The organism is Pseudomonas sp. AC463, assembly GCF_979253585.1.
The window spans coordinates 45,479-59,586 of sequence record NZ_CEEDDZ010000010.1 but is presented as its reverse complement, the minus strand read 5'-3'; the positions used below and the strand labels follow the sequence as shown (position 1 = coordinate 59,586).

Below are 14,108 nucleotides of genomic sequence, written 5' to 3'. Positions count from 1 at the left end.
TTATGTTCTTGCGCCACGTTATCGTTTTCAGCTTCATCGCCCTGCTCGCCGGTTGCGCGGGCGTCGGCACCCGTGAATCCGTTGAGGGCCAGGGCAACCCGGCGCAATGGCAACAGCACAAGGACCAGCTCAGCAGCATCGATGGCTGGCAGATCGAAGGCAAAGTCGGGGTACGCGCGCCAAAAGATTCCGGCAGCGGCACCTTGTTCTGGCTGCAACGCCAGGACTACTACGACATTCGCCTGTCCGGCCCACTCGGCCGAGGCGCCGCCCGCCTGACCGGCCGACCGGGGCAAGTCAGCCTTGAAGTGGCCAACCAGGGCCGCTATGAGGCGACCTCGCCGGAAGCGCTGCTGGAAGAGCAGATCGGCTGGAAACTGCCGGTTTCGCATCTGGTGTGGTGGGTGCGTGGCTTGCCCGCGCCGGACAGCAAAAGCCGCCTGAGCCTCAATGGCGACAGCCGCCTCGCCTCGCTGGAGCAGGATGGCTGGCAGGTCGAGTATTTGAGCTACGTGCAACAAAGCGGTTATTGGCTGCCCGAGCGCATCAAGCTGCACGGCACCGACCTCGACGTCACGCTGGTGATCAAGGACTGGCAACCGCGCAAGCTGGGGCAATAACGTGACCGTGCAAAAGCTGACGCTGCCCTCCCCGGCCAAACTCAATCTGATGCTGCATATTCTCGGGCGCCGTGCAGACGGCTACCACGAACTGCAGACGCTGTTTCAATTTCTCGACTACGGCGACGAACTCACGTTCGCCGTCCGCGATGACGGCGTGATCCAGTTGCACACCGGATTCGAAGGTGTGCCCCACGACAGCAATCTGATTGTGAAGGCGGCGAAAAAGCTGCAGGAGCAATCTGGTTGCTCGCTGGGCATCGACATCTGGATCGATAAAATCCTGCCCATGGGCGGTGGCATCGGTGGCGGCAGCTCGAATGCCGCGACCACATTGCTCGGCCTGAATCACTTGTGGCAACTGGGCTGGGACCATGATCGCCTGGCTGCGCTAGGCCTTACGCTGGGCGCCGACGTCCCGGTTTTCGTGCATGGACGCGCCGCTTTTGCCGAGGGCGTCGGGGAGAAACTTACCCCGCAATACCCCGAAGAGCCTTGGTATGTCGTGCTTGTCCCGCAAGTATCTGTAAGTACAGCAGAAATTTTTTCAGATCCGTTGTTGACACGTAACTCTTCTCCCATTAAAGTGCGCCCCGTTCCCAAGGGAAACAGTCGAAATGACTGCTTACCGGTTGTAGCAAGGCGTTATCCAGAGGTACGTAACGCTTTGAATTTGTTAGGTAAATTTACCGAAGCAAAATTAACCGGAACTGGAAGTTGTGTGTTTGGGGGCTTCCCAAGCAAAGCTGAAGCTGATAAAGTCTCGGCCCTTCTTACAGAGACCCTTACAGGGTTTGTAGCAAAGGGAAGCAACGTTTCGATGTTGCATCGCAAGCTGCAAAGTCTGCTCTAAAAGGAACCGAGTACTGGGTACTCGTTGCAACAGATACAGGGGCGTCGCCAAGCGGTAAGGCAGCAGGTTTTGATCCTGCCATGCGTTGGTTCGAATCCAGCCGCCCCTGCCATTTTCTAATACTCATCCAGGTTACCCTCAGCCTCTAGGTACTGCGCGTGTCCAAGATGATGGTCTTTACGGGGAACGCCAACCCCGATCTGGCTCGACGTGTCGTACGTCAGCTGCATATCCCTCTCGGTGACATCTCTGTCGGTAAATTCTCCGACGGCGAAATTACAGCCGAGATCAATGAAAACGTCCGCGGTAAAGACGTCTTCATTATTCAGCCGACCTGCGCTCCGACCAACGATAACCTGATGGAACTCGTCGTGATGGCTGATGCCTTCCGCCGCTCCTCAGCGACTCGAATCACAGCTGTAATCCCTTACTTTGGTTATGCCCGTCAGGATCGCCGTCCGCGTTCCGCACGTGTGGCTATCAGCGCGAAAGTCGTTGCTGACATGCTGACCGTGGTAGGCATCGACCGTGTTCTCACGGTTGACCTGCACGCTGACCAAATCCAGGGGTTCTTCGATATCCCGGTAGATAACATCTACGGTTCGCCAGTATTGGTGGACGACATCGAAGACCAGCGCTTTGAAAACCTGATGATCGTGTCCCCGGACATTGGTGGCGTCGTGCGTGCACGGGCTGTTGCCAAATCCCTGGGCGTGGATCTCGGGATCATCGACAAACGCCGTGAGAAAGCCAATCACTCTGAAGTGATGCATATCATCGGTGATGTCGAAGGGCGTACCTGTATTCTGGTTGATGACATGGTCGACACCGCCGGCACCCTGTGCCACGCGGCAAAAGCCTTGAAAGAGCACGGTGCAGCAAAAGTCTTCGCCTACTGCACACACCCTGTGCTGTCGGGCCGAGCGATCGAGAACATCGAGAACTCCATGCTGGACGAACTGGTGGTGACTAACACCATCCCGTTGTCCGCAGCAGCTCAAGCCTGTTCGCGTATCCGTCAACTGGATATCGCACCGGTAGTTGCCGAAGCGGTTCGCCGCATCAGCAACGAAGAATCGATCAGCGCGATGTTCCGTTAAGGGTCAAACCTTACGTAACATCTCACTGACGAAAAGCGCCCCGCCCCAGCATTCTGTTGGGGCGGGGCTTTTTTGCCCATATCGCCTTTAGCGCTGGTCGCAAACGCTGGGGCGAATGTGGTTATTTTGGAGATACAACATGAACGATTTTACTCTGAATGCTGAAGTGCGTTCCGACCTGGGGAAAGGTGCGAGCCGCCGCCTGCGTCGTCTCGCAAGCCTGGTTCCAGCTGTAGTTTACGGTGGCGAAAAAGCCCCTGAATCCATCAGCATGCTGGCTAAAGAAGTTGCCAAACTGCTCGAAAACGATGCTGCCTACAGCCACGTGATCGAACTGAACGTTGGCGGCAAAAAGCAAAACGTCATCATCAAAGCTCTGCAACGTCACCCGTCCAAGGGTCACGTTCTGCACGCTGACTTCGTACGCGTCGTAGCCGGCCAGAAACTGACCGCTATCGTGCCTGTGCACTTTGTTGGTGAAGAAGCTCCGGTCAAGAAAGGTGGCGTTGTTTCCCACACTACTACCGAGATCGAAGTAAGCTGCCTGCCGAAAGATCTGCCTGAGTTCATCGAAGTCGACCTGTCGGCTGCTGAAATCGGCACCATCATTCACCTGTCCGACCTCAAAGCCCCTAAAGGCGTTGAGTTCGTAGCACTGGCTCACAACGACGACAAGGCTGTTGCCAACGTCCACGCGCCACGTGTTGTAGCTGAAGATGAAGCTGAAGAAGGCGCTGCAGAGTAATTCACTCTGTATTGCCGGAGCTTGAGGAAACATCGCGGACCGGAACGTAGCGAGAAAGCGGGCGACAACGCGAAGTTTATCTCTGGATAAGTGAGCTCCTGTCGTCCACTTTCGCCGCACTCAGGTCGCGGCGATGTTATCCACAACTCCAAAGGAAGGGCCCCTGTCGTGACTGCCATAAAACTGATCGTTGGCCTGGGAAATCCAGGCGCCGAATACGAACAGACCCGGCATAACGCGGGGGCCCTTTTTGTTGAGCGCATCGCCCACGCACAAGGTGTGAACCTTGCGGCCGATCGCAAATATTTTGGCCTGACCGGGCGCTTTTCGCACCAGGGTCAGGATGTTCGTCTGCTGATTCCCACCACCTACATGAACCGCAGCGGCCAGGCTGTCGCGGCGCTTGCGGGCTTCTTCCGGATCAAACCCGAAGAAATCCTGGTGGCCCATGACGAACTGGACCTGCCTCCCGGTGTTGCCAAACTCAAGTTGGGCGGGGGGCATGGCGGCCACAATGGCCTGCGCGACATCATTGCGCAGTTGGGCAATCAGAATAATTTTTACCGTCTGCGGCTCGGCATTGGCCACCCAGGCGTTGCCAGTATGGTTTCAAATTTCGTCCTGGGTCGTGCGCCACGCGCCGAACAGGAAAAACTCGATGCCAGCATCGATTTTGCCCTCGGCGTGCTGCCGGATATCTTAGCCGGTGAATGGAACCGCGCGATGAAAAACCTGCACAGCCAGAAGGCCTGACTCTTACCGAGGGGAAACACCATGGGATTCAATTGCGGCATCGTCGGCCTGCCCAACGTCGGCAAATCCACCCTGTTCAACGCTCTGACCAAATCCGGTATTGCGGCGGAGAACTTCCCCTTCTGCACCATCGAACCGAACAGCGGCATCGTGGCCATGCCGGACCCGCGCTTGCAGGAGCTGGCGGCTATCGTCAATCCAAAGCGCATCCTGCCGACCACCATGGAATTCGTCGACATCGCAGGCCTGGTAGCTGGCGCATCGAAAGGTGAAGGCCTGGGCAACAAGTTCCTGGCCAACATCCGTGAAACCGATGCCATCGCCCACGTGGTCCGCTGCTTCGAAGACGAGAACGTGATTCACGTCTCCAACAGCGTCGACCCGAAACGCGACATCGAGATCATCGACCTGGAACTGATCTTCGCCGACCTCGACAGCTGCGAAAAGCAACTGCAGAAAGTCGCGCGTAACGCCAAGGGCGGCGACAAGGACGCAGTGGTCCAGAAAGGCCTGCTGGAGCAGTTGATCGCTCACTTCACCCTGGGCAAACCGGCACGCAGCCTGATGAAGAGCATGAATGCCGACGAAAAGGCAGTCATCAAAGGCTTCCACCTGCTGACCACCAAGCCAGTGATGTACATCGCCAACGTCGCTGAAGACGGCTTCGAGAACAACCCTTTGCTCGACGTGGTCAAGGCCATCGCCGACGAAGAAGGCGCGATCGTGGTGCCGGTGTGCAACAAGATCGAAGCAGAGATCGCCGAACTGGATGACGGCGAAGAGAAAGACATGTTCCTCGAGGCCCTGGGCCTGGAAGAGCCTGGTTTGAACCGCGTGATCCGCGCCGGCTACGAAATGCTGCACCTGCAGACCTACTTCACCGCCGGTGTCGAAGAAGTACGTGCCTGGACCGTAAAGGTCGGCGCCACCGCCCCACAGGCCGCCGGCGTGATCCACACCGACTTCGAAAAAGGCTTTATCCGCGCCGAAGTCATCGCCTACAACGATTTCATCCAGTACAAGGGTGAAGCCGGTACCAAGGAAGCCGGTAAATGGCGCCTGGAAGGCAAGGAATACATCGTCAAGGATGGCGACGTGATGCACTTCCGTTTCAACGTGTAAGTAATACCTGCGGTTAACGTCGCAAATAAAAAGCCGATGCAATGCATCGGCTTTTTTGTGGGCAACGATTACACACACGGCCAAAAAACTTTTAGACACCTGTGATTTTTAATTTCCCCTACTGACTACCCCTTAAAAAGAAATAAACCTGCAACGGTCTAACTTATCCTACGCCAACTGCGCAAGTTCCTACTTCAATTCAGGAAGAAAAAACTTATGCTTTCCATTCTATTAAAACGCGCCCGCTGACACTTTCCCTAATCGCGCAAAGCAATAATGGAGCACCCTTTTGACGTCGGCCGCCCCTCTGCAGGAAAATGAAACATATATCTCATTGATCGAAAGCCCGGACATTGAAAGTACACTCGTTAACACCGCGTCTCTCAGCATTGACATACTGCTATTGGGTGAAACCGGCACAGGCAAGGATACCTTGGCGCAACGAATACATAATCTATCGGGGCGCCGAGGTAACTTTGTTGCCGTGAACTGCGCGGCCATCCCGGAAAGTCTCGCCGAAAGCCAGTTATTCGGTGTCAACAGCGGCGCCTATACAGGCGCACTGCAATCGCGGGCCGGCGTTGTCGAGGCTGCTCACTTGGGCACCCTGTATCTCGATGAGATCGACAGCATGCCCTTAAGCATGCAAGCCAAGCTGCTGCGCGTACTGGAGACGCGTGGCGTGGAGCGCCTGGGCTCAACCCGCTTCATTCCTGTGGACATGCGCGTTATTGCGTCGGCCCAGCAGTCGCTGCTGGCAATGGTCGAACAAGGCACGTTCCGACGTGACTTGTACTTTCGCCTGAATGTCGTCAGCTTCCAACTTCCTGCCCTGCGAGACCGACGAGAGCGGATCATTCCGTTATTCCAGGGGATGATCCAGCAAGAAGCCGACCTCTTCAAATGCCCGGCCCCGACACCGCCCGGTGAATTGCTGCAGCAATTGCTGTGTCATTCCTGGCAAGGCAATGTCCGCGAATTGCGCTCTGCAGCCAAGCGGTTCGTCTTGGGCCTGCCACCCCTTTCCCCCCCAATACTCAACCCCCATGTTCATGAACTGAGCCTGAAGGCGCGGTTGCAGCAAATTGAAAAAGCCTTGATTGAAGAGTCGCTGCGCCGTAACGACCACTGTGTCGATAGCGTGGCAGCTGAGCTGAAGGTCGCCAAGCGTACGCTCTACTACCGGATGAAACAGCTCGACGTACAGCTGGCATAAAGCGCGTGGACGTAATGCCGAAACTTGCCTGCGTGCACCTGCCGTTACGTAATTCAGATAAAAAAAACATTAAGAAATAATTATCCACACCCGCCCTGCAGGAGAACTGGAACGTTTCATCTCGTGTAAGCCACATATACAACGAGCGATTTCAATGCCGCTCATAAACCCCCGACAGCGAACGCTCGCTATCGATTTAAAGTTCAAGAGGTGAATCATGGCAATAGGCGGCTTGGGTACCAGTCCACAAGAAATAGCTACAAAAGGCATCGAAGAACAAAAGAAATGGGATGGCGTACAAAAGGCCAAGGAAGAAGCGGATATCGCTAGATTCAACGCAACGGCAGCCAACACCAAAGCAGTACGTTACTAAGCAGATCAAGCCCTCTCAACTCATCCGCTGAGAGGGCTTCACTTAACGTGGGTCACCACACTCGATACGTTCGATAGAGGGACATATGCTCATCACCCACGAATACTTCACCACGAACGGAAAGATCAACACAGCGCCGGATGCCCCTGCCGAGACTCATCGATCTTCTGAGGTCAACTTTTTCCTGGCCGAAATGAACAAGACCGATCAACCCGATAAAGGACACCCTCGCGCCGTGGCCTCTACTGATTCAGGCTGGGGCAGTCGTGAGTCGTCGGAAATATCGAGACGCCTCTCCAAAGGTTTTCGGGACGCTAGCCAGAACAAGCGTATGAATGAGCTACCCCAATTGCTTGCCGAATCACATGTCAATGTGATTTCACAGGTCAAGGTCGTCGGCGCAATCGCAAAAGCCTGCGACAAAATTTCAACCATGGGGTAGTGCATGTACCGCCGCCTAAGCACCCTCTTATTTTTTTCATTGGCGCTGTTGCTCACCGGCTGCGGTGAAAGTGTAGAACTGCATCGCAATATTTCCGAACAGGAAGCCAATGAAGTCATCGCGGAACTGGCAGACAAACAGATTCGCGCCCAAAAGATTCCGGGAAAAGACGGCGTCGCTGTGCGCGTCAAGGCAAGTGACATCAATCGAGCCGTTCGTACCCTGGACGCCGCTGGACTGCCCAAGGTTGCACGCTCGACCTTGGGACAAATCTTTCGCAAAGAGGGGGTCATCTCGACGCCGCTTGAAGAGCGCGCGCGCTACATCTATGCACTGTCCCAGGAACTGGAAGCGACCTTATCCAATATTGACGGTGTTCTCGTCGCACGGGTGCATGTGGTGTTGCCTGAGCGAATAGCGCCTGGAGAGCCAGTTCAGCCGGCATCCGCCTCTATATTCATCAAGCATGACCCGCGCCTGGACCCTGACAATATCAATGCGCGAGTGCGCAGGTTGGTGGCCAGCAGTATCCCCGGCATGGCCTCGGCTATAGACAATACGACAAAGCTGACCGTCGTTTTCGTACCCGCCACGGCCTACATAGATAAGCAACAGCTTGCCTATTTCGGCCCTTTCCTGGTTCCGGAACAAGACCTCGGTATCTGGCTTATGAGCACTTTCGTGCCTGTGCTCGGGCTCTTGCTGGGTGCCGGTGCCTGGCTGTTCTGGCGCCGCAGGACAAGGCCCGCTTCGGCACCCAAGCCTGAGATAGCACACGCTCATGAGTGATGAACTGCGCTGGGCGAAATGGTGGGCCTGCCCATGGGAGAACGCCCACATTGACTGGCTTACCCTAACGGGCTTTGTTGAAACAACGGCACTTTCTCGCAGCCATCATGCCCGGGCGAGCAATCTGTTCGGCATCAAAGCCGAACTTCCTCCACCCGTGTCTGCGGCCTTGCTGCAACTGGTGCGCAGTAGCTCGCAACAACGAGACCTCATACTCACACTCGTCAATGAGGTATACAACGCGCCTTACGACAGTCGCTTGAGCCAAGGACAGCTACTTTGGTGCCAGCGCCTGGCCAAAGCGTTGCCACCCGGTCCGACACCCTTGAGCATCGACGACCCCCTGCACTACCTGCGCGCGTGGGTCACACCCGCTACATGGCAGCGATTGCGCCTGAACTTTGCACTGGAGAGGGTGCTTGAATTGGAGCAGCACCCAACGCTGGTGGACGCTCAAGGCCGCCTGGACATTCTGTGGCAAGCCGCTATTTGGCGTGCAACTTCTACCTCCGTAGATGAAGCGCTGCGCACCTCCCCCGAGATAGCCAACCATGTTTTGCACCCATAAAGTCGAGCTCAACGCCCGCTCGAGCGACCTGTCGACAGCCTTGATTCCTCGGGAAATGCTTGCCGAATATACCCAGGCCCGTGAAATCCTCGAACACGCGGAAGCCCAGGCACAGGCACTCATACGCCAAGCCGAAAGCCAGTGCGAGCACATACTGGAAAGTGCAAGCAATGAGTTCTGGCAGCGCGCCAACGCTCAACTTCATCGCTGGGAATCGGACCGACAAGCGATGTTCGACCAATTGGAAACTGCCGCCAGCTCAGTTATCAGGATGGCTATCCGCAGCTTGCTGGAGGAGACCGTACCCGCTCAACGCCTTACGGTACTGCTCAATAAGCTGTTGACTGCCCAACTTCCGACTGTCGAGGCGAACCTGCTGTGTCATCCGTTGGACCGCGAACATGTCGAGCAATGGCTGAGCAATCACTGCGATGTGCCATGGGCACTGCGCGTCGAGGACGGGCTCGCCGCCAGGTCGCTGATTCTTGAAACCGAAGATGGCGGGTTTCACATCAACTGGACTGATGCCGTCAACAACCTGGTGATCATTCCCCCCGAAGGTCGATACAAGTAACAGCGCATTCAGTATTTTTTTATTAACAATTTAATCCGTGGGAGGAACCGGTCATCCATCGGTTGCCACATAGGAGTAGAACCCCACTGGAGTTAATGCGATGAGTGACGCCCGCTTTCTTGATGGTCTCTACAGGCAGCAAGCTCGTTCCAATACTGTTTCCAAGCAAATCGAGGAGGATATTTCAAACGGGGGCGCAGACGAAGAGCTCTCCATGGCCTTCGACAAAATCTTGCAAGGGAAAATCAACGATGGTGTCAGCTATACAGTGACCGCGGCCTACATCAGCTATCAGCACGAAACTGTAAAAAGCGCCATAAATGTCGTCTAGTGCCGCACAGCATTTTCTGACTGACTGTTTGAGTGGTGGTATGCAGCGCTCTCAGGTGCTCGGTCAACGTGCTACGCACCCAACTGCTGCGTTCAAACCAAGCCACTCCGTCCAGCCTGGTGCATATCCAGGGCGCACTTGCCTCGGCGCCAGGCGCTGGCCACTTGCGGCCGGTGGGATGCCCGCCACGAAACGTCAGGCCGGAGTACCTGCGGAATGTTTTGGAAGCCCTTTTCAACCAACGCGAAACCCGGCGTGGCGTAACTGCGCGCCTGACTAAGGCTGGGTGCGATCTGCAGCCCACTCCCCTTCGTACGCTACCGCACTGAAACAGAGAACTTGTCATGTATAGCAAGATCAACAAGCACTCCGGCTTGCGCATAAATTCGCCTGCCATCCTGGTAAAACGCGTTCACTGGCGCAGTTTGCTAGCGCTGCCCTTGCTGTTGGCACCGCTGCACAGCACCCTTGCCGCCATTCCCCCGGAGTGGAGAAATACCGCCTACGCCTATGAAGCCGAGCATAAGCCCCTGGGCGATGTACTGGAGGACTTCGCTCAGACGTTTGGCACGCAACTGCAAATTGACGGCCTTCTGGACGGGACCGTCAACGGCAAGATACGCGCCAATACCCCCCAGTCAATGCTCGACAGGCTGGCGGTGGAACACCGCTTCCAGTGGTACCTGTACAACAATACCCTCTATATCAGCACGCTGGACCTGCAGGAGTCCGCGCGGCTGGAAGTCTCTGCCGAGACCGTCGCCGACCTCAAGCGGGCCCTGACCGATATCGGCTTGCTTGACAGCCGTTTCGGCTGGGGTGAACTGCCTGATGATGGCGTGGTACTGGTCTCTGGTCCCAAGCGCTACATCGACCAGATCAAGCAATTCAGCAGCCAGCGTAAAACCGCCGACGAAAAGCAGAGCGTACTCAGCTACCCGCTGAAGTTCGCCAACGCAGCGGATCGCCAAATTGACTATCGCGGCGAAAAAATTACCATCCCGGGTGTCGCCAGCATGCTGCAGGGGTTATTGGAGCCGCGGGGAGCGTCCACCCTCTCGTCGATGAACACGGGCCTCAATTCATCACAACCTTCGCCTATCACTGCGAACATTCCCCGGCTGAACAACCCTTTGCTGGGGCAAATGCTCGGTCAAACAGGGAGCGCCGGGCAGTTGGACAGCGGTGCGACGCTCACCCCTCGTGCGCCCGTGTCCAGAGGCAGAATTCGCGTCGAAGCCGATGTACGCAACAACGCTGTGCTGATCTACGACCTGCCAGAGCGCCAGGCGATGTACCGCGAACTGATTACCCAGCTCGACGTGGCGCGCAAGCTGGTGGAAATCGACGCAATCATCCTGGATATCGAGCGCACTCAATTGCGTGAGTTCGGGGTGACCTGGGGTTTCCAGAACAGCCGCTTCCGTGGCGGCGTGAACATGGCGCCGGGCACGTCATCGCAAGTGTCGATCGCCAGCCGGGACCGCTTCTTTGCCGATATACGCGCGCTCGAGCAACGCGGCCTGGCGACCATGGTGTCCAACCCCTCGGTCCTCACCCTGGAAAACCAGCCGGCGGTCATCGACTTCAACCGTACCCAGTACCTCACGGCAGGCAATGAGGTCGCGACCATCTTGCCCATCACCGTCGGCACCAGTTTCCAGGTGGTGCCCAGGGTGACTACCTCGGGTGGCGCGCATCAGGTTCACCTTGCCGTAGATATCGAAGACGGTAATTTCGACGAATCAAACCCCGATCGCATCGGGCCCGACGTACGCCGCGGCAAGGTCAGCACCCAGGCGGTCATCGCGGAAAAGCGCTCATTGGTGGTGGGTGGTTTCCATGTCACCGAAAGCACTGACAAACGCAGCAAGGTCCCGCTGCTGGGGGACATTCCGCTGCTGGGCAGGGCGCTTTTTTCCTCCTCCGAACGCCAGAACAATCGCCGCGAACGCCTGTTTATCCTGACCCCACGCGTCATGGGCGATCAGGCCGACCCTTCACGTTATCTGCCTCAAGACGATCAGGTGGAGCTACAAGCCGCTCTCAAGCCTTTGGCCAGGCGTTATGCCGAACATCAGCCGGTGATCAAGCGCAGTGACATCACCGGCACGTTGGCTCGCCTGGTGTCCGGTGAAGTGCCCCTGGCATTCAAGGCCGCACCGATGCCCCTGAGCCTGGACACCCTGTGCAGCACCCGTGACCTACTGGCAATGAACACCGAACGCAGCCAGTGGTATGCCGGCCCGGAGTTCAATGTGGCGGTGGTGGTGCTGCGTAACCAGTTCAAGCGCAATGTGCGTATCGACGAAAAAGAATGCAGCAATTCGCAAACCCTGGCCGTCACCGTGTGGCCGCGCGCCTGGCTCAAACCGGGTGAAGAAGCCGAGGTATTTATCGCCATGCGCCCAGTGGTGAAAGATGAACACATCGGCGTTCCCCGCCCCTCCTTGATCACTCCAGCGAAGAAGGCAACACCATGAAACACCACGTGTTGTGCGTCACCCTGATCAGCACAGTGCTGCTTATCGCCGGCTGCACCCCAACCTGCAAGGGCGACTCCTGCTCACGCCCACAAGCGACCAAGGATCGAATGGTGATCTGGTGGCCACCGCAGATGCGCGTCGAGCCTGGCCCTTCCGGCGAACGGGCGGACTACCAGACGATATCGTTGGAACGATAAGCCCTGGCAAAATGCCTGGCGATCAACGCCAGGCGTTTCGCAGCGCCAGTGACTGATCAGCGCAACTCAAGCTCCGGCAGCTGCAGGGTTTCGCGCTTGCTTTCATCATCAAGTTCACGCAACGTGCGATAGATCAGCGCCACGGCCTGCAAGGTTTCGCGCGGGATACTCGCTCCGAGTTTGCGGGTGTACAACGTGCGTGCCAGCCACACACACTGGATCACCGGCACCTCGGCCGCTTTGGCCTGCCGGATCAACTGGCGGGCGTCGGCATCCGTACCTTTGCTGACCAGCAGGGGCAGCGGCGTCACACCGGCGCGGTAATACAGGGCAACGGCAAAATGCGTCGGGTTGACCACCAGCATGTCGGCTTCTTCCAGCTTGGGCAGCTTGACCTTGGGCTCTTCGTTGGCCAATTGGTACGCCAACGAACGGCGCTGCCCCTTCACATGGGGGTCGCCCTCCATGTTCTTGTACTCCTGGACGACCTCGACCTGGGTCATGCGCATGCGCTTGGCAAAAAAGTGCTTCTGCATCGCCAGGTCAATCAGCGCCAGCACCAGCAGAAGCCCCAGGCAGGCATGCAGCAAGTGGCGAAACAGGACGATCAGCGCAAGGATATAAGTCTGCAGGTCAGTGGTGGCCAGGTTGATCAACGCGCCCAATGAGGGCCTGATCACCACGTACAACACCACACCCAGGAGCACCGCCTTGGCGATGCTCATCAGCAGGTTGATGACCGACTGGGCAGAAAACATTTGCTTGAGCTGATTGAGAGGGTTGATGCGGTTGAAATCGAGCTTCAAAGTCTGCGGCGCAAACAAAAACCCTATCTGCATCCAACTGCCGATCAGCTTCATGACAATCGCTACCCCGACCATTAACAAGGCAAACGCGAAAAACATCGCCAACCCTGAAAACAGCACTTCTTCCAGCGCGCGCGTGAAGGGTTGACTCATGCTCGACATGGGCAACACCATCAGCTGCTGGAAGCGTTGCATACTGCTTTGGGCGGCATACAAGGCAATCTCACTGATGGCCGTCAGCACCAGTAACTTGCCCACATCCTGGCTCTGGGAAACCTGGCCTTTCTTGCGCTGATCGCGCAGTTTCTTGGCGGACGCGGGGTGCTTTTTTTCGCCTGAGTCACTCATGGCGTCGAGTCCTTGAACATCAGCCCGAGTGAGTGTTTAAGGTCATCCAGCAGGCTCAGACGCCCCACGATCAGGTCTTGAAACAACGCAAAATACAACAGCAAAATACCAATACCCGCCAGCGACTTGACCGGTGGCGCCAGCGAACTTACTTGCAGTTGCTGGCTGTAGACCCCCAGCAGCGCAATACCGAATTCCAGGAACAACAGCACCGCAATAAAAGGCGCAACGTAGAGCATCATGTGCGTAAAGGTATCGCCGAGTATGCCCAAAAAAATACCGAACCCATTGGCGGCCGGCATCGGCACCCATGCCGTAGCGGGCCAGATCAGGTAACTGTCCCAGATCACCTGGGTAAGCACGCTAAGCCCCAACACAGCGATCAACAGGTAAATAACCAACTGTTTGAACAGATGCCCGATAGGCGTCGCGTCCGGCCCCAGCGAAGGGTTGAGTTGCCCCCCTGCCAGCGCGCCTCGCTGGTTGTCCAGCAGTGCGCCGACGGATTCGAACATCCAGAACGGCATGGCCAGCAAGACGCCGAGGAAAATGCCCAGGGCCGCCTCCTTGAACACCAGCCCACTGATCATCAACGCCGAGTATTCCTCAGCCGCCAGCACCGCGTGGATTCCTGGCGCCGGGATCAGCGCCATGACCATCACGACGACGTGCCGCAGCATGCCGCGTATGTGTTGGAACAGGAACGCCGGGACCAAAATGGCACAGGGGTAAATACGCGCCATGCCCACCAGCACGCTGGATAAATACTCAAGATAAATCAGCAC

At 56.8% G+C, this 14,108-nt stretch carries 17 protein-coding genes and 1 tRNA gene; 16 read left to right on the top strand and 2 right to left on the bottom strand.

All coding sequences use genetic code 11. The features are described from left to right. The first annotated feature begins 2 nt into the window (after positions 1 to 2). The 16 genes from lolB (at position 3) to hrpT (ending at position 12,169) form a co-directional block, all read left to right on the top strand. The gene (gene lolB, locus AC0IYH_RS14330) at positions 3 to 620 is read left to right on the top strand and encodes a lipoprotein insertase outer membrane protein LolB (protein WP_122674799.1); all 618 of its coding nucleotides are present in this window, start codon (positions 3 to 5) and stop codon (positions 618 to 620) included. A gap of 49 nt (positions 621 to 669) precedes the next feature. Then, positions 670 to 1,473: a 4-(cytidine 5'-diphospho)-2-C-methyl-D-erythritol kinase gene (ispE, locus tag AC0IYH_RS14325; protein ID WP_471834970.1), complete on the top strand. Its 804-nt coding sequence runs from the start codon at positions 670 to 672 to the stop codon at positions 1,471 to 1,473. 37 nt (positions 1,474 to 1,510) lie between these two features. Then, positions 1,511 to 1,585 (top strand) — tRNA-Gln (locus tag AC0IYH_RS14320). 46 nt (positions 1,586 to 1,631) lie between these two features. Next, on the top strand, positions 1,632 to 2,573 hold the full coding sequence (locus AC0IYH_RS14315) for a ribose-phosphate pyrophosphokinase (protein WP_003208392.1): 942 nt from the start codon (positions 1,632 to 1,634) through the stop codon (positions 2,571 to 2,573). 139 nt (positions 2,574 to 2,712) lie between these two features. Next, positions 2,713 to 3,318: a 50S ribosomal protein L25/general stress protein Ctc gene (locus AC0IYH_RS14310; protein WP_116629216.1), complete on the top strand. Its 606-nt coding sequence runs from the start codon at positions 2,713 to 2,715 to the stop codon at positions 3,316 to 3,318. A gap of 168 nt (positions 3,319 to 3,486) precedes the next feature. After that, complete coding sequence (gene pth, locus AC0IYH_RS14305; RefSeq protein WP_122773637.1) at positions 3,487 to 4,071, top strand: aminoacyl-tRNA hydrolase; 585 nt, start codon at positions 3,487 to 3,489, stop codon at positions 4,069 to 4,071. Between the two features lie 21 nt (positions 4,072 to 4,092). Then, positions 4,093 to 5,193 carry a redox-regulated ATPase YchF gene (gene ychF, locus AC0IYH_RS14300; protein ID WP_053254256.1) on the top strand — a complete coding sequence of 367 codons (1,101 nt, stop codon included), beginning with the start codon at positions 4,093 to 4,095 and terminating at the stop codon, positions 5,191 to 5,193. 289 nt (positions 5,194 to 5,482) lie between these two features. After that, positions 5,483 to 6,409: a sigma 54-interacting transcriptional regulator gene (locus AC0IYH_RS14295; protein ID WP_277420877.1), complete on the top strand. Its 927-nt coding sequence runs from the start codon at positions 5,483 to 5,485 to the stop codon at positions 6,407 to 6,409. Between the two features lie 217 nt (positions 6,410 to 6,626). After that, positions 6,627 to 6,782 (top strand): hypothetical protein, encoded by a 156-nt coding sequence (locus AC0IYH_RS14290; protein WP_163821434.1) that lies wholly within the window; start codon positions 6,627 to 6,629, stop codon positions 6,780 to 6,782. A gap of 85 nt (positions 6,783 to 6,867) precedes the next feature. Further along, a complete protein-coding gene (locus AC0IYH_RS14285; RefSeq protein WP_122773636.1) occupies positions 6,868 to 7,224 on the top strand; it encodes a hypothetical protein in 357 nt (118 codons plus the stop codon). Between the two features lie 3 nt (positions 7,225 to 7,227). Then, positions 7,228 to 8,013 carry a type III secretion system inner membrane ring lipoprotein SctJ gene (sctJ, locus tag AC0IYH_RS14280; RefSeq protein ID WP_122773635.1) on the top strand — a complete coding sequence of 262 codons (786 nt, stop codon included), beginning with the start codon at positions 7,228 to 7,230 and terminating at the stop codon, positions 8,011 to 8,013. Beyond that, on the top strand, positions 8,006 to 8,581 hold the full coding sequence (locus AC0IYH_RS14275; RefSeq protein ID WP_471834850.1) for a type III secretion protein: 576 nt from the start codon (positions 8,006 to 8,008) through the stop codon (positions 8,579 to 8,581). Before sctJ ends, AC0IYH_RS14275 begins: the two co-directional genes overlap by 8 nt. Next, positions 8,565 to 9,155: a type III secretion system stator protein SctL gene (gene sctL / locus AC0IYH_RS14270; protein WP_116629220.1), complete on the top strand. Its 591-nt coding sequence runs from the start codon at positions 8,565 to 8,567 to the stop codon at positions 9,153 to 9,155. Before AC0IYH_RS14275 ends, sctL begins: the two co-directional genes overlap by 17 nt. Positions 9,156 to 9,255: 100 nt before the next feature. Then, positions 9,256 to 9,486, top strand: coding sequence for a hypothetical protein (locus AC0IYH_RS14265; RefSeq protein ID WP_116629221.1), 231 nt, complete (start codon positions 9,256 to 9,258; stop codon positions 9,484 to 9,486). A gap of 344 nt (positions 9,487 to 9,830) precedes the next feature. Next, positions 9,831 to 11,969, top strand: coding sequence for a type III secretion system outer membrane ring subunit SctC (sctC, locus tag AC0IYH_RS14260; protein ID WP_116629222.1), 2,139 nt, complete (start codon positions 9,831 to 9,833; stop codon positions 11,967 to 11,969). Then, entirely contained in the window at positions 11,966 to 12,169 is a 204-nt protein-coding gene (gene hrpT, locus AC0IYH_RS14255; protein WP_116629223.1) for an HrpT family type III secretion system protein, read from the top strand. Before sctC ends, hrpT begins: the two co-directional genes overlap by 4 nt. A gap of 56 nt (positions 12,170 to 12,225) precedes the next feature. On the opposite strand, the gene sctU is transcribed toward hrpT, so the two are convergent. Together sctU and sctT are read right to left on the bottom strand one after the other, a co-directional pair. Then, positions 12,226 to 13,323: a type III secretion system export apparatus subunit SctU gene (sctU, locus tag AC0IYH_RS14250; protein ID WP_471834848.1), complete on the bottom strand. Its 1,098-nt coding sequence runs from the start codon at positions 13,321 to 13,323 to the stop codon at positions 12,226 to 12,228. Beyond that, positions 13,320 to 14,108: a type III secretion system export apparatus subunit SctT gene (sctT, locus tag AC0IYH_RS14245; protein WP_471834847.1), complete on the bottom strand. Its 789-nt coding sequence runs from the start codon at positions 14,106 to 14,108 to the stop codon at positions 13,320 to 13,322. The genes sctU and sctT overlap by 4 nt, the downstream gene beginning before the upstream one ends.